Source organism: Streptomyces sp. NPDC002276, assembly GCF_053891435.1.
Genome location: NZ_JBSFCQ010000002.1, coordinates 517132 through 539883 on the forward strand (window position 1 = coordinate 517132; position 22752 = coordinate 539883).

Below are 22752 nucleotides of genomic sequence, written 5' to 3' on the forward strand. Positions count from 1 at the left end.
CCCCACCCCTCCCACTCCACCGCCAGTCTCTCCACCGGCGCGATCTTTGACCCGTCGAGCGCGGCCTTACGATGGGACGCATGACTGCTTCGTCTGGCCGCCGTGTCCTGCTCGCCGCCCCCCGGGGCTACTGCGCGGGTGTGGACCGCGCCGTGATCGCCGTCGAGAAAGCCCTTGAGCAGTACGGGGCTCCGATCTACGTCCGGCACGAGATCGTGCACAACAAGTACGTCGTGCAGACCCTGGAGAAGAAGGGCGCCATCTTCGTCGAGCGGACCGAGGAGGTCCCCGAGGGGAACATCGTGATGTTCTCCGCGCACGGCGTCGCGCCCGTCGTCCACGACGAGGCCAGGCGGGGCAATCTCGCCACCATCGACGCGACCTGCCCCCTGGTGACCAAGGTCCACAAGGAAGCCGTCCGGTTCGCCAACGACGACTTCGACATCCTCCTCATCGGGCACGAGGGCCACGAGGAGGTCATCGGCACCTCCGGGGAGGCCCCCGACCACATCACCCTGGTCGACGGTCCCGGCGACGTCGCCAAGGTCGAGGTGCGCGACCCGTCCAGGGTCGTCTGGCTCTCCCAGACGACGCTCTCCGTGGACGAGACCATGGAGACGGTCGACGCCCTGAAGGAGAAGTTCCCGCAGCTCATCTCGCCGCCCAGTGACGACATCTGCTACGCCACGCAGAACCGTCAGCTCGCCGTGAAGCAGATGGGCGAGGATGCCGACCTGGTGATCGTGGTCGGTTCGAGGAACTCCTCCAACTCGATTCGGCTCGTCGAGGTCGCCAAGCTGGCCGGCGCCCGCGCCGCGTACCTGGTGGATTTCGCCGACGAGATCGACGAGGCCTGGCTGGAGGGCGTGACCACGGTCGGCGTCACCTCGGGAGCCTCCGTACCGGAGATCCTGGTCGAACAGGTGTTGGAGTGGCTGTCCGTGCGCGGCTACGAGGACGTCGAACTGGTCAAGGCGGCCGAGGAGTCCATCACGTTCTCGCTGCCCAAGGAACTCCGCCGTGACCTGCGCGAAGAGGCGGCGGCACTGGTCGCCGAGCGCACGGGTGCGGACCGTTCGACCCCCTCCGGGCAGTGACTGTCAGTCGTTCGTCGTAGCGTGGATCCATGCAGATCTTCGGCGTGGACATCGGTGGATCCGGGATCAAGGGCGCCCCTGTGGACCTGGACAAGGGCGAATTGACCCAAGAGCGGTGCAAAGTGCTGACCCCGCACCCGGCGACGCCGGACGGGGTGGCCGACGGCGTGAAGGAAGTCGTCGACCACTTCGGCTGGACGGGACCGGTCGGGCTCACGTTTCCGGGCGTGGTCACCGGCGGGGCCACGATCCGTACGGCGGCGAACGTCGACAAGAGCTGGATCGACAAGGACGCGGGAGCGCTGTTCGCCGAGAGACTCGGCGGCCTCCCGGTGACCGTTGTCAACGACGCGGACGCGGCGGGCGTCGCCGAGATGCACTTCGGCGCCGGCCAGGGCCGCAAGGGCACGGTGATCCTGCTGACCTTCGGCACGGGCATCGGCAGCGCCCTGTTCGTCAACGGCGTCCTGGTTCCCAACACGGAGCTGGGCCACCTTGAGCTGAACGGCCACGACGCCGAGAAGAAGGCGTCCAGCAAGGCCAAGGAGGACGAGGAGCTGACCTGGGAGCACTGGGCCCACCGGGTCCAGAAGTACCTCGCCCATGTCGAGATGCTCTTCTCGCCCGAACTCTTCATCATCGGCGGCGGAGTCAGCCGCAAGGCCGACAAGTTCCTGCACTTCATCGAGGGCATCAAGGCGGAGATCGTCCCGGCGCAGTTGCAGAACAACGCGGGGATCGTGGGGGCGGCGATGCACGCGGCGGGGGACGACTAGGGGAGAGCGGGGCGGGGCGGAGGAGGGCGGAGGGGGGCTTCCGTGCGCCTCTCCCCTCCGCCGGACGTCACCCCCGGCGGCGCCGCCTCACCAGCTGGATCCTGCGGACCGTCGCGATGAGGCCCGCGGCGAACGTTCCGCCGTAGAGCCAGCCGGCCTCGGTGGCGAGGCCGGTGAACAGGCCCATCAGGCGGTTGACCAGGCCGCCGCTGCCGTCGGCCACCGGGAACAGGCCCACGACGAAGGCGATCGGCACGACGACCGGCGCGGTCAGCAGGTCCCCGCGCCGGATCCAGAGGGCCGTCAGCACGCACACCGGCAGGAACAGCACGCCGTACACGGTCAGCGACGCCCCGAACAGCAGCTGGTCGAGGAACCCGAGGACGAGCATCACGGCCGCGCAGAACAGGCCGCCGCCGAGCCCGGTGAGCCGGGGGTTCGGCAACGGCCGTACGGACTGGGGCGCCGCCGGGCCGGGGCGTCGTACCGCCTCGCCCACTGCCTTAAAGGCGTGGGGGGACCCCCAGCGGCGTTGCGCGGTGCCGCGTGCCTGGGGTCCCGGACGGGGCGTACGGGCCGCGCCGCCGTTCGGGCCCCGGCCCGCCTGCGGGGGCAGCGGCGGGGCCCCGCGTCTCGCGCCGGGCTGTGGGGGTCGTGTCCTGTGTTGCTCCACTGGACCAACTTAGGTCGGTTTATGTGCCGAATAGGCCCTGAGACACGCCGATGAGCAGAGCTTGGCCAGGTGTTCGACGCGGAGCCGGGGCGGGGCGGCTCACGCCGTAGACTGGTTGATCGGCCCTGGGCGCCCAGTCTCTGCCGGCCCGCGGTCCCCCGCCATCGCTCCTCCATTGCTCCACCAATGCTCCTCCATCGCTCTCACGCCTCTCACGTACGGGAAGTCGCAACGTGTCGCTCACGATCGGAATCGTCGGTCTGCCGAATGTCGGCAAGTCGACCCTGTTCAACGCCCTGACCAAGAACGACGTGCTCGCGGCCAACTACCCGTTCGCCACGATCGAGCCGAACGTCGGCGTCGTCGGCGTCCCCGACCCGCGCCTGACGAAGCTGGCGGAGATCTTCTCCTCGCAGAAGGTCCTCCCGGCGACCGTCGACTTCGTCGACATCGCGGGCATCGTGAAGGGCGCCTCCGAGGGCGAGGGCCTGGGCAACAAGTTCCTCGCGAACATCCGTGAGTCCGACGCGATCTGCCAGGTCATCCGTGCCTTCAAGGACGAGAACGTCGTGCACGTCGACGGCAAGGTCTCGCCCAAGGACGACATCGAGACCATCAACACCGAGCTGATCCTCGCCGACCTCCAGACCATCGAGAAGGTCCTGCCGCGCCTCCAGAAGGACTCGCGCATCAAGAAGGACGTCGTCCCGAAGGTCGCGGCGGTCGAGGCGGCGAAGGAGATCCTGGAGAAGGGCGACACCCTCTTCTCCCAGGGCATCGTCCAGGGCTCGGGCAAGGAGGAACTCCTCCACGACCTCCACCTGTTGACGACCAAGCCCTTCCTCTACGTCTTCAACGTCGACGAGGACGAACTGGTCGACGAGGACTTCAAGACCGCCCAGCGCGCCCTGGTCGCCCCCGCGGAGGCGATCTTCCTCAACGCCAAGCTGGAGGCGGACCTCGCCGAGCTGGACGAGGAGGACGCGATGGAGCTCCTGGAGTCGGTCGGCGCGGAGGAGCCCGGCCTCGCCACCCTCGCCCGCGTCGGCTTCGACACGCTCGGCCTCCAGACCTACCTCACGGCAGGCCCCAAGGAATCCCGCGCCTGGACCATCAAGAAGGGCGCCACCGCCCCCGAGGCCGCCGGAGTCATCCACACCGACTTCCAGAAGGGCTTCATCAAGGCGGAGGTCATCTCCTTCTCCGACCTGGTCGAAATGGGCTCGGTCGCGGAGGCCCGCGCCAAGGGGAAGGCGCGGATGGAGGGCAAGGAGTATGTGATGCAGGACGGGGACGTGGTGGAGTTTCGGTTCAACGTGTAGTCGTGTGCGTACTGCGCGTGGTTTGTTCGGTCAAGCGTGCAGGTCGGAAGAGGTCGGACTGCATCGAGTCCGACCTCTTCGTTGTCACCGTGCTGGATGGATGCTGGATGTTCTGACGTGGGGTCAGTAGCGATCAGGTCTCGTAAACGGTGGACCGGTGTCCTACGTGAACGACCCAGACCACCAGCTCCCCGTTGTCGATCGTGTAAACGATGCGGTAGTCGCCGACGCGCAAGCGGCGACGTTCGGGTTGGGATACGAGTGCGGTGGTGTTGAAGCCGAGAGGGTCGGTCTCCAACTCCGTCAGCTTTGTCAGGATGCGCAGCGCCATGTCGCGGGGGATCTTCCGAAGTTCGGCCTGTGCCTCGGGGCGGAAGACGGTTCGGTACTCACTCACTCCGCGCCAGCGTCTCCTTCATGATGTCCTCGATCGGGATGCCGGACGCGGGGTTGGCCATGCGCTCATCGATGATCCGATTGATCTCGCGCTCTTCCCACTCCTGATACTTGCGCAGCACCTCGATGGAGACGACGGCGGCGACTTCCTTGCCTCGGCGTGTGATCACCGTGGGCGTGTCGTCGCGCTCCGCGCGCTCCACGACGTCCGCCAAGTGCGCGCGCACGTCGCGGATGGACTCTATGGGCAGCGGCTGCGTCATGCGCTCAAGCGTACCGAGTGTTCCATGTGTACACAATGGATATCGTGGCGGTCGGCAGGTCCTCGGCGCTGCGGTCGGAAGCGGGTGACCTACCGCCACGTCGCTGATCTGGCGAACATACAGGTCAGAGAGGGTCCGGCTCTGACGGGCACCCGAGGATCGTCGCCACCCTGTCTGCCCTCGGGTCTGGCCTCTGTCCCCCCACTGACGGCGTCGCGGACCATCGCGCCGCCCGGAGACCTCACTCGGCCGACGGTCGCGACCGCCTGGTCGGGGCGCACGTGTGGGGCAGCAGCGTGCGGAACAGCAGGGGCGGGGTGAGTAGGGACAGTGGGTGGTTGCGCAGGTGTAGGACGTTCAGGAGGGACTGCTGGGTTTTTCGGTCGTGGCAGGCGGTGGTCATGAGGCGGTCGATGTAGTGGGCGGTCGCGCGGCGGGGCCATGCGGGCGGCGGGGCTTCGGTGGTGAGCCAGCGGGTGTCGGAGACGGTGGCGAGGTGCCAGGCCCAGTTGTTGCGGCGGGCCAGGGCACGGTGGAAGCGGTGGGCGAAGTCCCGGCCCGGTGACCGGAGTTCGAGGCGGTCCAGGTGGTCGGCGAGGAGTGCGGCGCCCCAGGCCGCGGTGCTCATGCCCTGGGCGTAGACGGGGTTGAAGGCGCACACCGCGTCGCCGAGGCGGACGAGGTTGGCGGGTTGGCGGGGGAGGTTCTCCACGTGCCGGCGGCGGTTGGCGGTGGAGCCGCTGACCATGACGGGGGTGAGCGGTTCCGCGTCGGCGATGGCGTCGGCGATCAGGGGGGTGCACAGGCTCTTGGCGAAGGCCATGAATTCCGCTTCGTCGCGGCCGGGGCGGTCGGGGCCGACGCCGATGAGGGTGACGATCCAGCGGTGGTCCTCGACCGGCATCAGCATGGCGCCGCGCCGCTGGTCGGGGGCGCCGGGCTGGACGTAGCAGGCCGTCCAGTCGGCGGTGTGCGCGGCGGGGACGCGGTAGTGGCGGGTGGCGTAGCCGAGACGGCAGTCCACGACCGTCTCGCGGGCCGTGGGCCAGCCGGAGCGGTGCAGCCAGCTGTCCGCGCGGGAGCCCCGGCCGGTCGCGTCGACCACGAAGTCGGCGCCCAGCGTGGTGTCTTGGAGCGTCACCCCGGTGACTCGGCTGGCGCTGGTGTTGAGTCCGGTGGCCTGCCCGTGGTGTACGGCGACGCCGGGCAGGGCGAGGACGCGTTGCCGGATGCGCCATTCCAGGAGGGGGCGGCTGACACCGTACGCCTTGATGGGGGACGGGAAGCGGACGGCCCAGCCGTGTGGGTTGCGGAGTGCCACGTCGGCGGCGAAGTCGATGACGGGTACGCCGAGTTGGGCGAGGCCGGTGGTGAAGCCGGGGAGCAGGCGGTCGATCTCCTGCTGGCCCCGGCTCACCAGGCCGTGCACATGGACGGCCTGCGGGGTGCCGCGCCGGGTGTGCGGGCCGTCCGGCAGGTGGTCGCGTTCCACGACCGTCACCCGGTCGAAGTGGGCGGACAGTGCTGCCGCGGCGAGGAGACCGGCGATGCCGCCGCCCAGGACGACCGCTTCCCTGGTCATGGGGACACCCCTTCCGTTCGGTCCGGTCGGCACATCTCAGGCGCCGAACGGATAGGGCGAAGGGCCGGTCCAGTGCGGGCTGTTGAACAGCTGCGGATTGAGGGTGAGGGCGAGGTCGACCGCGAGGATGCACACGCTGAGCAGGCCGATGAGGGCGAAGAGTGTCACCGGGGTGCGGATGCCCGGTGGTACGGCGCCGGCGCCGCGCAGGACCGAGGTCTCGGGGCCGTGTGCGACGTGGTAGTGGCGGACCAGATACGGCACCCCGCCCCAGCCGATGCCCACGATCGCCGCCTCGATCAGGGGGAGTTGATACCAGTGGCCGGAGAAGAGCGTGAGCGCGGGCACGCCCACGGAGTGCGCGTAGAGGCCGGTGAGCGGTACGCAGAAGACCTCCAGGACGTAGTCCGCGAGGGTGGCGCAGAGCAGTGTCGCCAGGATCAACGGCACTCCCCTCAGGCGGGGTTGGCGGCGCAGGAACAGCAGCCGCATCACCAGAGCGGTCCCGGCCAGCCAGAACACCCCTGCGGTGTGGGCGAGTTCACCGACCCACATGCCTTCCGGAACCGGCGTCGTGCCCTTGCGATGGCCCAGGAGGAAGGGCGCCCAGGACGTGGTGGTCATGCCGGCCAGGTTCGTGACCAGGTTCGGGGTGCGGATGCTGGCGACGGGGCCGATCCACATCGTTGTCGTGTAGGCGACGATCAGTTGGGCGTCGAAGGTGAGCCGGTGTTCGCGGCGGTACTGCCGGACGGCCCAGACGACGAGTCCCGCGCTCGACGCGGCGATCGTGCCCTGCCCGAACCAGAGGGCGACCCGGCGGGGCGTGCTCACGTCGTACTGGGTGCCGAGGGAGAACGACGCCTGCCCGGCGGCGATCCAGCGCGCGATCGCCACGACGCCGAAGGCCAGGAGCAGCAGGCCGGCCATGGCCCAGATGCCGACGGGGCGGCGCAGCCAGGCCCAACTGGACTGTGCCGGGGCGGAGTTCGCCGGTCGGAGCGGCGGGGCCTGAGTCATGACGCGTCCCCTTCCCCCTCGGCGAGCCCGGTCTGTCGCAGGAGCGCGTCGGCCAGGGTGGCGGGGCTGGGTTTGACCCAGATGGTGCCGGGCGCGATGTCGGTGCGCAGGGCGGTGGCGAGGCGTTGCTGGAGCTGGACGGCGCCCAGGGAGTCCAGACCGAGGACGACCAGGCTGGTGTGCGGGCCGATGTGCCGGCCGGTGCCGCCGAGGATCTCGCGGACCTGGCCGACGATGAACTCGCCGAGCAGACGCCGGCGTTCGGCGCCGGTCGTGGCGGCGTGGAGGTCGTCCAGGACGGGCGAGGCGTCCTCCGTCGAGGTGGGGGCGGTGCCGGTGAGGAGTTCGGCCAGGAGGGTGGAGGAGCGCAGCGCCGGGTACGGCGCGGTCCACGCGGCGGCGTCGATGGGGGAGTAGGCGACCTGGTGGTGGCCCTCGGCGAGGATCCGTTCGAGGGCGTCCAGGCCGTCCGTCGGGGCGATCGTGACGAAGCCGCGGTCGGCGAGGTGCTGTCCCCGCCCGGCCTTGGCCCAGGCGCCCCAGTGGATGCCGGTGGCGGGCAGGCCCTCGGCGAGCCGGTGGGTGACGAGGGCGTCGAGGTAGGCGTTGGCGGCGGCGTACGCGCCCTGTCCGGGTGAACCGAGCAGCGAGGCGACCGAGGAGTAGACGACGAAGAAGTCCAACTCCCTGTCCAGCGTGGCCTGATGGAGTTCCCACGCGCCACGCGCCTTGCCGCGCCAGACCCGGTCGAGCAACGTGTCCTCGACCCGGGCGAGGGTGGCGTCCTCGACCACACCGGCCGCGTGCACGATGCCGCGCAGCGTGTCGCCGCCCGCACCGGTGAGCGCGCGGTGGACGGTGTCCGGGTCGGCGATGTCGCCGACGACCGTCTCGATGCGGGTGCCGGTGGCGGCGGTTACGGCCTCCAGGGCGGGTCGCACGTCCGGTCCCGGAGCCGTACGGCCGACCAGGACCAGGGCGCCGGCCCCGCGTTCGGCGAGGCGGTGGGCGGTGAGCAGGCCCAGGCCGCCGAAGCCGCCGGTGATCAGATAGCCGCCGCCCGCGCGGATCGGCCGAGGCAGGGCGCGGACCGGTACGGCGGCGGGACCGGGGCGGACCCGGGCGACGGTACGGACACCGCGCCGCCAGGCGACCTCGGTGAACGGGACGGTGTCGTCGAGCAGGTCCGGCAGCACGTCGTCGAGTGCGGTACCGCCGCCCAACTCCCCGCAGCTCGCCCGTAGTTCGGGATGCTCGAAGGCGGCCACCCGCAGCAGCCCACGGACCCCGGCGGCGGCCAGTGGCTGATCGTCCCGCCACAGGACCCACAGGCGGATCGGTGTGCCGTGCTCGGCGAGTGTGCGCAGTGTGGTGAGCGTGCTTCGTACGGCGGTGCGAGCGCCGTCGGGGGTGGGCGCGGTGTCCGTGCCGTCGAGGAGCAGCAGGAGATGAGTCGGTGCCGGACGGGTGCCGTCGGCCAGGGCGCGGGCCAACCACCCGGATTCCTCAAGGGTGTTGGGCGGGCGGTGCAGCAAGTGGCCGCCCGCCGAGCGCTTGCGGAGTTTCGTGGCCAGGCGCTCCGCCCAGCGGGTGCCCTCGGGTGCCACCACAAGCCACTGCTGGTCGGTGGCCTCGGGGACGGCGGGTGCGGGCTCCGGCTGCCAGGCGAGATGGGCGAGCCGGTCGGCGTAACGCTGTTCCGGCGGCGTGATGTTGGACAGCCGTAGCCCGCTGAACTCGGCGACGACCGTGCCGTCGGCCGTGGCGAGGGTGCCGGAGGCGGTGCAGGTCAGGTCGTCGGCCTCGCGCAGGGTCACATCGGCGTACCGGGCGTGGCCCGTGGGCCCGTACACGCGGATCGCGTCGAAGCCCGCGACCACCACCGGCCCCGGGCTGGTCGCGCGGTACTCCAGCCAGGCCGCGACCGTCGTCTGCACGAACTCGTCGGCGAGCGCCGGGTGCAGGCGCAGCGCGGCGGCGGAGACACGGGCCGAGTCGGCGATCCGCAGGGCGGCGACGGCACGGGTGCGGTCGGGGTGCAGACGGATGCGGTCGATGGCCGCGAAGGACGGTCCGTGGAAGACGTTGTGGCGCTCGCGGAAGTGGCGGTGCAGGTCGGCGGGGGCGGTGTCGGTCCACTCGTCGGTGGGGGCGTCGGCGGCGGAAGGACTGTCGGCAGGAGTGTCGGCGGCGGAAGTGCTGTCGGCGGGAGCGTTCGCGGCCGAAGTGCCGCCGGTGGAAGCCCTGTTGGCGCGGGTGTCGGCGGTGGTTGGCGGGCCTTGTTCGGGTCCGGCGAGTGCGCGGACGGTGGCGCGGGCGTGCACGAGCGGGCCGTCGGCGGTCCGGGTCAGGACCTCGCCGCGCAGCACCCCGTTCTCCTCCGACAGCCGGGTGACGACCTGGGGTTCGGGATCGAGGACCAACGGCGCCTCGACGCGTACGTCCTCCAGCGCGACCCGTCCGGTGCCCAGCACCTCGGCCCCGGCGGCCAGCAGCATCTCGGCGAAACCGGTGCCGGGCAGCACCGGCACACCGGCCACCCGGTGGTCGGCCAGCCAGGGCAGCCTGTCGGGGCCCACCGGCGTCTGCCACAGATGGCGGCCCGGCCGGTCGGGGTCGGCCACATGGCCGCCGAGCAACGGGTGTTGGCGGGCGGCCGGCAGGCTCGGGGCGACGAGGGCGTACGGCTCGGAGGTGCCGCCGTGGCGGGTGCGGTGCCAGGCGGTGGTCGGAACGTCGGCCAGTCGGCCCGTGCCGTAGTGGGTGGCGAAGTCGATGCCGTCGAAGCCCGCGCAGTGGGCGGTGGCCAGATGGGTCAGGAACGCTTCGGAGTCGTCCGAGCCGTCGGAGTCTCGCCGCAGCGAACCGACCGCCGTCACGTCCTCGATGCCCAGTTCGGCGGCGGTCTCGGTGAGGGGCCGGGCGGCCAGTGGGTGCGCGGTGCACTCGACGAACAGCCGGTGTCCGTCGGCGAGGGCGGCGGTCACGGCGCGCTGGAAGTGGACGGTGTCCCGCTGGTTGCGCACCCAGTACGAGGAGTTGAGCGGGCCGGGGTCGCGCGGGTCGTCGGCGACGGTGGAGTAGAAGGTGACGGCTCCGGGGCGGCTGTCCGGCAACTCGGCGAGTACGGCCCGGAGTTCGTCGACGACGGGGTCGACCTGCGGGGAGTGCGAGGCCACGTCGACATCGACCATGCGGGCCACGGTGCCCGCCGCGTTCCAGGCGTCCACCAGCTCGCGGACCTGCCGTGCGTCCCCGGAGACCACCGTGGTGCGGGGCGCGGTCAGGACGCCCAGCGCGACACCGTCGGCGCCCGCCGCGTCGATCGCGGCCTGCGTGTCGGCCGCGCCCAGCATCACCGAGGCCATCGCGCCGTGTGCGATGCGGGCCAGCAGGGTGGCCCGGCGGCAGATCACCTTGACCCCGTCGGACGGGGGGAGGATCCCGGCGACCACGGCGGCGGCGACCTCGCCGAGCGACTGCCCGATCACGGCGGCCGGTTCCACACCCCAGGACCGCCACAGCGCGGCCAGCGCGACCTGCACACCGAAGAGCGTCGGCTGGATCCGGTCGACGCCCACCAGCAGTTCGGGCCGCTCGATCGTTTCCCGCAAGGAGAAGCCGGACTCGGCCCGGACCAGCGGTTCCAGCTCGGCGAGCGCGGCGGCGAACACCGGTTCCTTATCGAGCAGTTGGCGGCACATCCCGGGGTACTGCGAGCCCTGCCCGGTGAACACGAAGACCGGACCGGCATGCCCCGGCGGCAGCACCGGCGTCCCGTGCACCAGGCCGTCCGTCTCGGTGCCGTCGGCGAACTCCCGTAATCGGCCGACGAGTTGACCCACATCGTCCGCGACGACACCCAGCCGGTGCTCGGCGTGCCGCCTGCGCAGCGCCAGTGTGTGCGCCACGTCGTCCAGCGGCACCGGGGCGCCCTCGCCCGCCGCCCAGTCGGCCAGCCGTCGGGCCGCTCCGGTCAGCGACGCCTCGGACGTGCCCGACAGCAGGAACAGCCTTTTGCCCGCGGCCTGTTGAGGGGCGCGGCGGACGGTGCGGCCCGGGCGTGGGCGTGGTTCGGAAGGGGCCTCCAGGACGACGTGCCCGTTGGTGCCGCTCACTCCGTACGAGCACACCGCGGCCAGCCGGGCGCGGCCGGGCACCGGCCAGCGGGTCGGCTCGGTGGGCACGAACAGCCGGGACTTCTGGGACCGGTCGACGGCCGGGTTCCAGTCGGTGAAGTTCAGGTTCGGCGGGACGACCCCGCGCCGCAGGCACTCGACGGACTTGATGACCCCGGCGATTCCGGAGACCGGCTCGGTGTGCCCGATGTTCGTCTTCAGCGAGCCGAGCGCACAACGCCCGCGCCCCTGGGCGCCGTAGACCGCCTGGATCGAGGAGTACTCGATCGGGTCGCCGACCGGGGTGCCCGGGCCGTGCGCCTCCACCAGCCCGACCTCACCGGGATCGATCCGCGCCGACTCCACCGCGGCGGCGAACAGTTGGCGCTGCATCTCACTGGACGGCGCGGTCAGCCGGGTGGCCTGGCCGTCGTTGTTGACGGCGCTGCCGCGGATCACCGCGAGCACCCGGTCACCGGCGCGGCGCGCGTCCGGCAGCCGCTTCAGGAGCAGCGCGCCCGCGCCCTCACCCCGCACATAGCCGTCGGCACGGACGTCGAACGCGTGGCAGGCGCCCTGCCGGGACAGCAGCAACGGCGCCTCCATGTAGTGCGTCTGCGGCGCGACCATCAGCAGCACACCACCGGCCAGCGCCATGTCGCACTCCCCGAGCGACAGCGCCCCACAGGCGGTGTCCAGGGCCACGATGCCCGACGAACAGTGCGTGCTGACCACCATGACCGGGCCGCGCAGATCCATCGCGAACGCCACCCGGCCCGCCGCGCCCGCGGTGTAATTGCCGAACAGATAGGGGCTGTTGGGCGCGTCCTCGACCGGCCGGGCCTCCCGGAACAGGTTGTCCGGCGCGTAGGTGCCGACGTACACGCCGGTGCGTGAGCCGCGGATCCGGTCCAGCGGGATGCCCGCGTGCTCCACCGCCTCCCAGGCGACCTCCATCATCACCCGTGACTGCGGGTCGACCCACTCCCGTTCGGCCGGAGCCACGGACAACGCCTCCGGCTCCCACGCCCATAAGTCCCCGTCCAGGAAGCTGCCGACAGCGGCCCGCTCCCTCAACTCCGGTTCCTGTAGAGCCGATAACCGCTCGGCGTCCCACCGGTCGGCGGGCACCGGCCCCACGGTCGAGCGGCCGTCGGCCGCCAACTGCCACAGCCCGCCCGGGGTTTCCACCCCACCGGGGAACCGGCAGCCGATCCCCACCACCGCGATCGGGATGTCATTGTTCGCGGACATGCCTCATCACTTCCTCACTACCTCTGAACTGGACGTCTCCGGGCGGGACTTGCCTCGGACTACTCGGCGATCGCCGTGCTGTAGGTGAAACGGAACACCGGCACCGGCCGGTCCTCGACCAGCTCGGTCGTACCGGTCCGCTCGAAGTGCTGGTGCCGGCCGTAGTAGGCCACCACCCACCGGTCCGGAATCCCCCGCACGTCGATCCGGCGGACCCGGGCCATGCCCTCGGGGCCGCCGTCGACCACGATGGTGATCACCGCACACCACATCCTCGTCGTGTTGGGCCACCGCTCCCGGACACCGACGGCATCCGGTCACGCCGTAGCAAACACGCCTGGGGGCAAGCGAGTTAAGGGTGTGCGGGCGCCTACTGCGGGGAACCTGTTCACACCCTCGGAGCCCGTTCACACCGCGTCCCCGAACCCGGAGGCTCCGGTTCACGCACTGATCTGACGGTCCGTCAAGCAGCGGGATCGGAAGGGACTCCGGCGGTGGCAACGGGGTCCTGCACGCTCGCGGCGGGGACGAGATGGTGGGCGACGCTGCGCAACTTCTCACAGGTTTCCTCGTGTTCGCGTTCGGGCCGGGACTGCCCCACGACTCCGGCCCCGGCCTGGATCCAGCACCGGCCGTCCTGTCGGAAGACGCTGCGCAGCACGAGGGCGGCGTCGAGGGTGCCGTCGGCGTCGCAGGTCAGGACCGCGCCCGCGTACAGGCCCCGGGGCCTGCCTTCGAGGGACCGGATCAGGGGATAGGCCGGAGCCTTGGGGATGCCGGTCGCGGTGACCGCGGGGAAGAGGGCCGCGAACGCGTCCCAGGGGCCGCGGCCGGGGCGGAGCCGGCCGGTGACGGTGGAGGCCAGGTGCTGGACGGTGCCGCGGTCGAGGACGGTCATGTATGCGCTGACATGGGTGTCGTCGCACACCGTGTCGAGCTCTTCCAGCGCGAGCCGGACCGAGATGGCGTGCTCGTGGATCTCCTTGGGGTCGCCGAGGAGGGCGGCGCGCAGCCGGGCGTCGTCGGCGGCCGTTCCGGTCCTGGCCCGGGTGCCGGCCAGCGGGCGTGTGGTGACACGGCCGTCGGCGGTGACCTCGGCCACCGTCTCCGGACTGAACCCGGCCGCCTGGATGCCGCCGAGGTCGAGCAGGAACGAGCGTGCGGGGGTGTTGGCCCGTCGCCCCGCGACATAGCTGGCGACCAGATCCACCGCGGTCGGCACGGGGACCTGCCGGGAGAGGACGACCTTCTCCAGCGGGCCCCGCCGCCGCAGTTCCACCAGGGCCGCCGCGACCGCGGCCCGGTAGTTGCCGGTGTCCTCCAGGGGGAGCGCGATCCGTCCGGCGGGTTCCGGCGGCGTGCCCGTGCCGGGGGACCGGACCAGGTCGGCGATCAGGTCCAGCCGTTCGGGGGCGACGGACCGGACGAGGACCTCGGTCCCGTCGGTGCGCACCTCGTCGGTCGGCACGATCAGGTGCAGCAGGGGCCGCGCGGCGGGGTCCGGGTCTCCTCCGGACAGTACGGCGCCCAGTTCGAACGCGGCCCAGCCGTACGCCCGCCAGCCCCGCACCGGAGTCTCGGCGAGACGCGCTCCCAGGTGCCGGAGGTCCGCGGCGTCTTCCCCGGTCAGCCGGACCGAGGCCAGGACGCCGCCGGCCAGGGACCAGCCGGCACCGCTCTCGTACACGACGTACGGGTCGAACAGGCCGCTGCGGACCAGCCGGGCCATCAGCGCCGGCGGCTCCTCCCGCAGTGGCAGGCGCAGTTCCCGGTAGGCGTTGCCGGTCATCGGGGTCCGTCCTTCTCGCTCTCGTGCGAGCGGCGGCCCCGCGCGCTGATCAGGGGGTAGGAGTTGACGACGAATTCCGGGTGCCGCAACAAGGCCTGGAACCGGGCCAGTTCAGCGGCCGGCACACCGGACCGGGCCAGCCCGTCGGCGACCTGGTCGGCGTTGTGCCGGTGCAGGGCGATGCCCGTACCGCCGCCCGGCCAGGCCTCGGCGTAGGTGCCGGCGGCGATCTCGCGCAGCCCGGCGGCCGCCATCGCGCCCAGCGTGCGGCGCCCCCAGAGCGGATCGGCCCCGGCCTCCGCCAGCAGGCCCAGCAGGGCCGTGTGGACCCGCTCGAACAGGGCCGCCGACGAGGCGTCGGGCGCGGCCAGCACCGGTGTCCAGCCGCAGTCGAACTCCTCCAGCACCAGCCATCCGCCCGGTCGCAGAGCCGCCACGAGCCTGCCGAGCACCTCCAGCCGCTCCGGCAGGTGCAGCAGTACCAGCCGGGCGTGGACCAGGTCGTAGTCCGTGCCCGGCAGCGGATCGTGGACGATGTCGTGCCGCAACAGCCGTACGTGACCCGGACGGTGGCGTGACGCGGCCCAGCGCGGTTCGAGTTCGGTGACCGTCACCTCGCCCCGCGGTCCCACCCGCTCCCCGAGCCAGTCGCCCAACGAAGCGCTGCCGCCGCCGACTTCGAGGCATCGCCAGCCCGTGGCGAGCCCGGTCAGTTCCAACTGACGGCGGGAGACGGGGTCGTAGCACGACTCCAGAGCCGAGAAGCGGCCGACGGCCTGCGCGGCGGCGCTGTCGAAAAGGTAGTGGGACACGGACTGCCTCCACGTACTGGGTCCCGCACTGGAGGGAACAGTGCGCTCCCATGGTCACGGAGTGAGTGGGAGTCAAGACACGGCGCTCAAGGGGCCGCCCGGTCGGCAGGCGCACCCCAGCTCACTCGGACGAGCGGTTGGTAACAACTGGGCCTCCCGGTAACTGTGTGGTCACGGATCGCTTGACGTGTCCGTGGCCGGAGTTCCATGCTGGGGGCGAAAGAGTAGACTGATCAGTCTCGATCGACGTCTGAAGTATAAGAAAATATCGGACATTTAGCCCCACGTGAGATGAAGGTGCCGACATCAATCACCATTCAGCCCACCTTTCGGTCGAGGGAATAGCCTGTTTTTGTACGGGATATGGAGTATTGCGCCATGCCGGGATGTGGTCGATGGCCGCAGAACCGGATGAGACTACTCAGTCTCCTTGAGACGGAATAGTCTCCTAGTGAGGAGCCGACCATGACGGTCGTCCCGGCGCACCTGCGGCGGCCCCACGGCCGAGGCCCCCGGACCGCGACCCCATTCCGCCGGACCTGCCCGGCACCGCACGAACACACCCCCCGCACCCAGGAGACCGCCGTGCCCTCGCCACCCACCGACCGAGACCACGACACCCTTTCCAACCAGCCCACCACCGACATCGCGTACCGGACTCGCCCGGCCCGGCACGGCACGAACCGCGGACGGCAACGCGTCGGCCGCGAGCCGCGCCGCCCCGCACGGACGGCACCGGCACCGGCACCGGGATCAGGCAACAGCGGGGCCACCGTCCGCATCCCCGGCGCGCAGTCAGCACCCGAGACACCCGAGACACGTGTGGCGCCGGTTCACCGTCGCGCCAACGCCCCGGACGCTCCCGCCGACCTGCCTCCGTGACGCGGTCGCCGACTCCCCCTGTCCACACCCGCCCTTCCGTGCCGGAACCCACGGGCGGATCGACCTCCCGCTCAGCCGACCCCCATCCCGCACCCTCCACCCCAGTCCGCCGATCACCCCCACTCCAAGGACGACGATGGCACCCACCGCAGCAGCTCACCCCCTCCTGGTCCCGGGGCCGGGTCTTCAGGCCCACGGCGACAGTTCGTGGCGATCGATCCCGCGGACCGGGAGGCCGCCGCGGCGGCCGTCGACCAGGTCGCCGAACACACACCGCTCGCCGGAGTCCGCACGCGCACGGAGGACCACGTGGAGGTGACGGCACGGGCGGCGACACAGCCCCGGTTATCCAGTGGTTGCCCGTTGTCGGCGGCAGTCTGCCGACACAAGGACCACGGGCGTTCCAGTGACCATGGCGTGTTCCACGTCCGGTCCGCCCCGGCCCGTGACGAGGACGCGGCGGTCGAGCAGGCCCGGCGGCTCGGCTATCCGGTCGTCGTCAGGCCCGGAGGACAGGTGGGCGATGCCGCGACACTGCGGGCGGACAACGACGCGGAGGTCCGCGAGGCCTACCGCCAGGCGGGCTGGGAGACGCTCTTCGGGCTGGAGGACCCGGGTGTCGTCGGGGTTCTGATCGAGGAGTGCCCGGCCGGATCGGCGATCGGCGCCGAAATCGTCGTCCTCGACGGTGACTTCCACATCGTCGCGATCACGCGCGCACAACTGGGCCCGGAACCGCACTACTTGAAGACCGGCTGCACCGTCGACGCACGCGATCCACTGCTCGACGCCCCTGAGGTGACGGAGGCGGTCGACCACGCCGTGCGCACCCTGGGCATCGAACGCGGCGTACTGCACGTCGAGTTGGGGCCGACCGTGCCAGGGCCCGCGGTGACCGAGGTCGACGCGAACCCGGACGGCGACCTCGTCCCGCTGCTGGTGCAACTGGCCACCGGCATCGACCTCCCGGCGGCGACCGCCGCCCTCGCCACCGGCACCAGGCCCAATCTGACCCCGACCCGCAGGCGGGCCGCCGCCGCGTACTTCCTCCACCCGGCAGCCGCCGGCCGCCTCGGCCCCGTCCCGCCCCTGACCGCGCCGCGCACCCAGCCGTGGCTGGAGCGGCTCGTGTGGACCCGTCGCACGGGCGAGCGGGTCACCGCCCCGCCGCACACCTCGGTCGCGGACCGGTCGGCCCACTGGGTGGTCACCGGCGACACCACGACCGAGTGCCGGCAGCGCCTCGCCGACGTGCTGTCCCAGGTCGCCGATCCCGTGGGACGGACCACTCCGCACTGACCCGCCCACGTCACGTCTTCCCGCTTGTCGGAGCACGCCTTCATGGCCATCACCACCCAGGCCGCCGTCCCGCGGAACGGCGCCAGCCCGTCCCCGCTGCCCTTGGCCCGGCACGACTCGCGGACGACCGCCGACCTCCCGGCGACCGCGCGTCCACGTGCCCACCCGGACACAGCGGCGGCTGATCCACACACCGGCCCGGTCGTGCACCGTCGTGCGCTGCCGCCGATACGCCCGGAACCGGCTTCCGACTCCGTCGACACCCGCATGCGAGGTTTTTGATGAGCTTTTGGATACAGGCCGGCGCGACAGCGGTGCCGTGGGTGGCGGCCCTGGCAGGCGGTTCCGCGGCCTGGCACTACCGTGGCAGCGCCGCCGCGCACGAGCGTGCCGCGGAACGGTCGCGCAGGCAGGGCCAGTTGCTCGCCGAACAGCTGCGTGCCGTGGAGGAGACGGTCGGGACGCTGGCCCGGGACGTCGTTCCCGCGCTACAGGCGCGGGCCGCGGGCGGGGGGCGGCAGGACGGCTTCCCGATCTCGCTGCCGGGCGAGCTGATCGGCTCGGCCGTCGCCGACCAGCTGGGAAAAGTGGCCGAGGCGATGGCCCAGGCCGTTCGGCAGGTGCGGCACGAGTCGGACCTCGCCGGCAGCGCGCAGGTGGCCGAGGTGCAGCGGGCCGCCGAGGCCGCGGCCGCCGAGGCCCGGCGGAGTGCCGAGGAGACCACCCGGGCGGCCGTGCGCAGCGTGGCGTCCTCACTGGTCGCCATCACCTCCCGGCTGAGCAGGCAGGTCAGCGCGGGAGTTCGCAAGCACGCCGGTGACGAGGCGTACGAATCCCTGGTGACCATCGACCGGCACGGGCAGCAGCTGCTGCTCGCCGCCCAGAGCTATGTGGTGCTCAGCGGCGGCAAGTTGTCCCGCCGCTGGCCGGACTCCTCGGTCACCGACGTGGTGCGCGCCGCCATGGGACACCTGGACCAGTTCGAACGGATCGAGCACGAGGAGTCCGCCACCGCGGTGACCGCCCGTGCCGTGGGTCCGGTCATCCACGCGCTCGCGCTGCTCCTCGACAACGCCCTGAGGTATTCGCCGCAGACGGCCCGGGTGGAGATCCGGCTGCACGAGGGACATCACGGCATGACCGTGGCCATCGACGACGCCGGACTGGGCATGAGCCTGGAGCAGTTGCGGGCCGCGCGCCGGATCCTGTCGGCGGACCAGCTCAACGACGTCACCCGGCTCGGCGCACAACCGAGCATCGGATTCCGCGTGGTCGCCGCCCTGGGCCGCGACTACGGATTCCAGGCCGACGTGGAGGCGCCCAACCACTACCACGGGGTGCGCGCGCTGCTCTTCCTGCCGAACGCGCTGCTGACCACGCTGACCCCGGACACCCCCGCGGCCCCGGTGTCCCCGGCCCCGGCGGCGACTCCGGCGGTCACCACCGCGAACGGCCTGGTGGTACGACAGCGCCGCACACACGCGAGTACGACAGGCCCTGCCATCGAGCAGGACGAACACACCCCTGCCCAGCCGGGCCGTCCCGACGTGGCCGCGGCATGGGCGCGGGGCATCGCCCGGGCGCGCAGCGCTTCGACGCCGACAACAAGTAACGGGGAACGTCCTTCATGACCTACTTCACGTCCACGCACGCCAACGCTCTCGGCTGGCTGCTCGACGCCGAACTCGGCAGCCTCGACGGGGTCAGGTGCGCCGTCCTGATCAGCTCCGACGGTCTGCTGTTCTCCCGGACGGACTCCCTGACGCAGGAGGAGGGCGAGAAGCTGTCCGCCATGGGGTCCGGCTTCCTCGCGATCGCGCGGGAGTACGACAACTACTCGGACGGCGGCGGCGTCCGCCAGGTGCTGGTCGAACTCGACGCCCACCTCTGCCTGATCGGACAGGCCGGGACCAACATGCTGCTGCTGGTGGAGACCTCCGGCCCCGACGCCGACATCGCCACGATCGCCCAGCAGATGGCGGCGCTCGCCCAGCGCGTCGGCCACGAGATGGCGGTCGCCGACAGGCAGCCGGTGGAGGCCCCACGGACATGACCGGTCCGCGGCGAGACCCGGACATGATCCGGCCCTACGTCCGTACCGGCGGGCGAGTACGCCCCACCCGGCCGGACGTACGGCTGGAGACCCTGGTGAAAGCCGCCGGTGTCCCGAACAGCACGCTGCCGCCGGACGCCCGCCAAGTGATGACCCTGGTCGGCGACGCCCAGGGCGCGCTCGCGGTGGCGGACATCGCCGCGGTCCTGGACCTGCCCCTGTCCACGGTCCGCATCCTCGTCTCCGACCTGCTCGACAGCCGCGATCTGGCCACCCCGATCAGCGTCCGGTCCGACCAGCCCGACATCAGCGTCTTGCAGGAGGTACTGCGTGGGCTCCGCGCCAAGGTATGAACCCGTCCCCACGACCGCCGTGCGCTCGGCGAAGATCGTCGTGGCGGGCGGCTTCGGGGTGGGCAAGACCACCTTCGTCGGTGCCGTCACCGAGGTGGCGCCGCTGCGCATGGAAGAGCCGATCACCGAGGCCAGTGCCGGAGTGGACGATCTGCGCGGCACGCCCCACAAGACCACCACCACCGTCGGGCTGGACTTCGGCCGCGTCCACATCAACGACGACCTCGTGCTCTACGTGTTCGGCACGCCCGGACAGGCCCGGTTCAGATGGCTCTGGGCCAGCCTGACCGAGGGCGCCCTCTGCGCTCTCGTCCTCGTCGACACCCGCACCCTTGAGGCCTCCCACGAGGTGCTCGACCTCGTCGAAGAACTCGGCGTGCCGTACGCGGTCGCGGTCAACCGCTTCGACGGCGCACCCGGTTACCCGGCCGGGGAGGTCCGCCAGGCCCTCGCCCTGGAGGACGGCATCCTGCTCACCGAATGCGACGCCCGCGACCGCCGCTCAAGCCTCCTCGCCCTGATCGAACTCATCGAGCACCTGACCGCCCGTCATCTGGAGCCCCAGCCGTGACCCCGCCCCGCGCACAGACCGACACGTCCCTTCCCCCTCAATACCCGCTGTACGAGGAGGAGTTCGCCGCCGACCCGCACAGCGCCTACGCCCGCATGCGCACCGACCACGGCCCCCTCGTCCCGGTCGAACTGGCGCCGGGCGTGGCCGCGACGCTGGTGATCGGCTACGCCGAGGCCCTCCAGGTCCTCCGTGACGAATACCGCTTCCCCGCCGACCCGCGGGTGTGGCAGCGGACGGTCCCCGACAGCTGCCCGGTCAAACCGATGATGGAGTGGCGCCCCAACGCCATCCGCTCCCAGGGGGCGGAGCACGCCCGCTACCGCGAGGCGAACACCGCCGCCATCGACGCCGTCGACGAGCACAGGTTGCAGGACCTGGTCGAGCGGATCTCGCACCGCGCCGTCGCCGGGTTCCGCCAGGCCGGCCGGGCCGATCTGCTGACCCAGTTCGCCTGGCCGCTGACCTTCCAGGTGCTGAGCGACCTCCTGGGCTGCCCCGACTCCATCGGGCACCGCATCGCCGACGGCATGAACAAGCTCTTCGACGGCGGCGAGACCGCCCTCCGCGGCAACGAGATCCTCGGCCGGGCGGTGGCCGAACTCGTCGCCCTCAAACGGCACAGTCCCGGACCCGACATCACCTCCCGCCTCATCGCGCACCCCGCCCGGCTCGACGACACGGAGATGAGCCACCAGATCGTCACGCTCTACGGCGCCGGCATCGAGCCCGTGGTCAACCTGATCACGAACACCGTGCTGAGGCTGCTGACCGACGCCGACTTCTCCGGAGACGTCCACGCAGGCGACGCCTCCGTCCGCGAGGCCCTGGACTTCGTCCTCTACCGGGACCCTCCGCTGGCGAACTTCTGCTTCGCCTACCCGCCGCACCCGGTCAGTCTCGGCGGCTACTTCCTGCCCGCCCACCAACCGGTCGTCATCTCCATGGCCGGCTGCAACAACGACCCCGCCCTGGGCGACCCGCACAACGCCTCCGGCAACAGGGCCCATCTCGCGTGGAGCGCGGGACCGCACGCCTGCCCCGCCCGCTCCCAGGCCTACCTCATCGCCGAGAGCGCCATCACCCACCTGCTCGACGCCCTGCCCGAGATGGAACTCGCGTGTGCCCCGCGGGAACTGACCTGGCGCCCGGGTCCCTTCCACCGGGCCCTCTCCCACCTGCCCGTCGTCTTCCCCCGCGTCAACCAGTGAGGACCGTCATGCCGCCCCAGCACTCCGAGCCCCTCGTCCTCGACCCCACCGGCGCCGGCCGGCGCGCCGAGCACGCGCTGCTGCACGCCCACGGATCCGCCGCCCTAGTCGACATCCTCGGCGTGACCGCCCACGCCGTCAGCGACCCGGCCCTGCTGAAGGAACTGCTGACCAGTCCCGACGTCTCCAAGGACGGCCGCGCGCACTGGCCGCGCTTCGACGAGGTCGTCCGGACGTGGCCGCTCGCCCTGTGGATCAATGTCGAGAACATGTTCACCGCGGCGGGCGGCGATCATCGCCGACTGCGCCGGATGATCGCACCGGCCTTCGCGGCCCGCCGTATCGCGGCCCTCACCACCATCGTGGAGAGCACCGTCGACGGCATCCTCGACACCCTGGAGACCCGTCCCGCCGGCGAGATCACCGACCTGCGCCAGCGGCTCGCCTACCCGCTCCCCATCACGGTCATCGGCCACCTCCTGGGCCTGCCCTCCGACCGGCTGGACGGCTTCCGGACCATCGTCGACGGCGTCTTCGACACCACGCTCACCGGCGTTCAGGCGGACGACAACAACCGCGCCCTGTACGGGGTAATCACCCAACTCGTCGCCGCCAAGCGGGCCGCGCCCGGCGAGGACCTCATCTCGCACCTGATCGGTGTCCGCGACAGCGAGGGCGACGGTGACGGTCTCACCGAGGCCGAACTGCTGGGCACCATCGTGCTGGTGCTCAGCGCCGGCTACGAGACCACCGTCAACGTCATCGACCAGGCCATCAGCCTGTTGCTGACCCACCCCGAACAGCGGGCCCACCTCGCCGCGGGCGACGCCGACTGGACCGACGCCGTCGAGGAGACACTCCGCCTCGAACCGCCCGTCACCCACGTGCCCCTGCGGTACGCGATCAACCCCATCGACCTGCCGGACGGGACGTCCATCGCGCGGGGCGACGCCATCCTGGCCTCCTTCGGCGCGGCCAACGTCCACCCGAACTGGCACGGCACGACCGCGGGCGACTACGACATCACCCGCGCGAGCAAGGACCATCTGGCCTTCGGCCACGGCATGCACTTCTGCCTGGGCGCGACGCTGGCCCGCCTGGAGATCACCACCGTGCTGCGGGCGTTGTTCGACCGGTTCCCCGAGATCGAACTCGCCGTGCCCGCCGCCGAGTTGAAACCGCTGAACTCCCTCATCAGCAACGGACACCAGTCACTGCCCGTCCGCCTCCGCCCGGCCACGGTGTGAGATACATTTGCCCATTCCGATAAGGCTCACCGGC

21 protein-coding genes are annotated in these 22752 nt (G+C 71.5%); 12 read left to right on the forward strand and 9 right to left on the reverse strand.

The genetic code is table 11. The features are described 5' to 3' along the window. The first annotated feature begins 71 nt into the window (after window positions 1–71). Both ACWIHT_RS07505 and ppgK read left to right on the forward strand, forming a co-directional pair. Window positions 72–1097, forward strand: coding sequence for a 4-hydroxy-3-methylbut-2-enyl diphosphate reductase (locus tag ACWIHT_RS07505; protein ID WP_456165397.1), 1026 nt, complete (start codon window positions 72–74; stop codon window positions 1095–1097). A 29-nt stretch (window positions 1098–1126) separates the two neighbouring features. After that, window positions 1127–1873 (forward strand): polyphosphate--glucose phosphotransferase, encoded by a 747-nt coding sequence (gene ppgK, locus ACWIHT_RS07510; RefSeq protein WP_200710159.1) that lies wholly within the window; start codon window positions 1127–1129, stop codon window positions 1871–1873. 67 nt (window positions 1874–1940) lie between these two features. Here ppgK and ACWIHT_RS07515 read toward each other — a convergent pair whose 3' ends face one another. Continuing rightward, window positions 1941–2546: a DUF6542 domain-containing protein gene (locus ACWIHT_RS07515; protein ID WP_456165399.1), complete on the reverse strand. Its 606-nt coding sequence runs from the start codon at window positions 2544–2546 to the stop codon at window positions 1941–1943. A gap of 233 nt (window positions 2547–2779) precedes the next feature. On the opposite strand from ACWIHT_RS07515, the gene ychF reads away from it, so the two are divergent. Continuing rightward, window positions 2780–3868 carry a redox-regulated ATPase YchF gene (gene ychF, locus ACWIHT_RS07520; RefSeq protein ID WP_456165401.1) on the forward strand — a complete coding sequence of 363 codons (1089 nt, stop codon included), beginning with the start codon at window positions 2780–2782 and terminating at the stop codon, window positions 3866–3868. Window positions 3869–4001: 133 nt separating this feature from the next. On the opposite strand, the gene ACWIHT_RS07525 is transcribed toward ychF, so the two are convergent. From ACWIHT_RS07525 to ACWIHT_RS07560, 8 genes are all read right to left on the reverse strand, one after another. Further along, window positions 4002–4265 (reverse strand): type II toxin-antitoxin system RelE family toxin, encoded by a 264-nt coding sequence (locus ACWIHT_RS07525; RefSeq protein WP_456165403.1) that lies wholly within the window; start codon window positions 4263–4265, stop codon window positions 4002–4004. Further along, complete coding sequence (locus ACWIHT_RS07530) at window positions 4258–4527, reverse strand: type II toxin-antitoxin system Phd/YefM family antitoxin (RefSeq protein ID WP_456165405.1); 270 nt, start codon at window positions 4525–4527, stop codon at window positions 4258–4260. Before ACWIHT_RS07530 ends, ACWIHT_RS07525 begins: the two co-directional genes overlap by 8 nt. Window positions 4528–4768: 241 nt before the next feature. Next, the gene (locus tag ACWIHT_RS07535; protein WP_456165407.1) at window positions 4769–6109 is read right to left on the reverse strand and encodes an NAD(P)/FAD-dependent oxidoreductase; all 1341 of its coding nucleotides are present in this window, start codon (window positions 6107–6109) and stop codon (window positions 4769–4771) included. Between the two features lie 36 nt (window positions 6110–6145). Continuing rightward, complete coding sequence (locus ACWIHT_RS07540; RefSeq protein WP_456165409.1) at window positions 6146–7129, reverse strand: spirocyclase AveC family protein; 984 nt, start codon at window positions 7127–7129, stop codon at window positions 6146–6148. Beyond that, a complete protein-coding gene (locus ACWIHT_RS07545; protein ID WP_456165411.1) occupies window positions 7126–12501 on the reverse strand; it encodes a type I polyketide synthase in 5376 nt (1791 codons plus the stop codon). Before ACWIHT_RS07545 ends, ACWIHT_RS07540 begins: the two co-directional genes overlap by 4 nt. Window positions 12502–12560: 59 nt before the next feature. Beyond that, window positions 12561–12761: a DUF5988 family protein gene (locus ACWIHT_RS07550; RefSeq protein WP_456165413.1), complete on the reverse strand. Its 201-nt coding sequence runs from the start codon at window positions 12759–12761 to the stop codon at window positions 12561–12563. A 203-nt stretch (window positions 12762–12964) separates the two neighbouring features. Continuing rightward, window positions 12965–14290: a salicylate synthase gene (locus tag ACWIHT_RS07555; RefSeq protein WP_456165415.1), complete on the reverse strand. Its 1326-nt coding sequence runs from the start codon at window positions 14288–14290 to the stop codon at window positions 12965–12967. Further along, window positions 14287–15102, reverse strand: coding sequence for a class I SAM-dependent methyltransferase (locus ACWIHT_RS07560; protein ID WP_456165417.1), 816 nt, complete (start codon window positions 15100–15102; stop codon window positions 14287–14289). The genes ACWIHT_RS07555 and ACWIHT_RS07560 overlap by 4 nt, the downstream gene beginning before the upstream one ends. Window positions 15103–15567: 465 nt before the next feature. Here ACWIHT_RS07560 and ACWIHT_RS07565 point away from each other — a divergent pair, with 465 nt between their 5' ends. The 9 genes from ACWIHT_RS07565 to ACWIHT_RS07605 all read left to right on the forward strand — a co-directional run bounded on the left by ACWIHT_RS07565 (window position 15568) and on the right by ACWIHT_RS07605 (window position 22718). Beyond that, window positions 15568–15984 (forward strand): hypothetical protein, encoded by a 417-nt coding sequence (locus ACWIHT_RS07565; protein ID WP_456165419.1) that lies wholly within the window; start codon window positions 15568–15570, stop codon window positions 15982–15984. Between the two features lie 207 nt (window positions 15985–16191). Beyond that, window positions 16192–17283 (forward strand): ATP-binding protein, encoded by a 1092-nt coding sequence (locus ACWIHT_RS07570; RefSeq protein WP_456165421.1) that lies wholly within the window; start codon window positions 16192–16194, stop codon window positions 17281–17283. 42 nt (window positions 17284–17325) lie between these two features. After that, complete coding sequence (locus ACWIHT_RS07575; RefSeq protein ID WP_456165423.1) at window positions 17326–17565, forward strand: hypothetical protein; 240 nt, start codon at window positions 17326–17328, stop codon at window positions 17563–17565. Beyond that, window positions 17565–18914: an ATP-binding protein gene (locus tag ACWIHT_RS07580; protein WP_456165425.1), complete on the forward strand. Its 1350-nt coding sequence runs from the start codon at window positions 17565–17567 to the stop codon at window positions 18912–18914. The genes ACWIHT_RS07575 and ACWIHT_RS07580 overlap by 1 nt, the downstream gene beginning before the upstream one ends. Further along, window positions 18911–19336 (forward strand): roadblock/LC7 domain-containing protein, encoded by a 426-nt coding sequence (locus ACWIHT_RS07585; protein ID WP_456165427.1) that lies wholly within the window; start codon window positions 18911–18913, stop codon window positions 19334–19336. The genes ACWIHT_RS07580 and ACWIHT_RS07585 overlap by 4 nt, the downstream gene beginning before the upstream one ends. Further along, window positions 19333–19689, forward strand: coding sequence for a DUF742 domain-containing protein (locus tag ACWIHT_RS07590; protein ID WP_456165429.1), 357 nt, complete (start codon window positions 19333–19335; stop codon window positions 19687–19689). Before ACWIHT_RS07585 ends, ACWIHT_RS07590 begins: the two co-directional genes overlap by 4 nt. Further along, window positions 19667–20260, forward strand: a complete 594-nt coding sequence (locus ACWIHT_RS07595) for a GTP-binding protein (RefSeq protein WP_456165431.1) — start codon at window positions 19667–19669, stop codon at window positions 20258–20260. The genes ACWIHT_RS07590 and ACWIHT_RS07595 overlap by 23 nt, the downstream gene beginning before the upstream one ends. Continuing rightward, window positions 20257–21471, forward strand: a complete 1215-nt coding sequence (locus tag ACWIHT_RS07600; RefSeq protein WP_456165433.1) for a cytochrome P450 — start codon at window positions 20257–20259, stop codon at window positions 21469–21471. Before ACWIHT_RS07595 ends, ACWIHT_RS07600 begins: the two co-directional genes overlap by 4 nt. Before the next feature lie 8 nt (window positions 21472–21479). After that, window positions 21480–22718: a cytochrome P450 family protein gene (locus ACWIHT_RS07605; protein ID WP_456165435.1), complete on the forward strand. Its 1239-nt coding sequence runs from the start codon at window positions 21480–21482 to the stop codon at window positions 22716–22718. Window positions 22719–22752 lie beyond the last annotated feature (34 nt).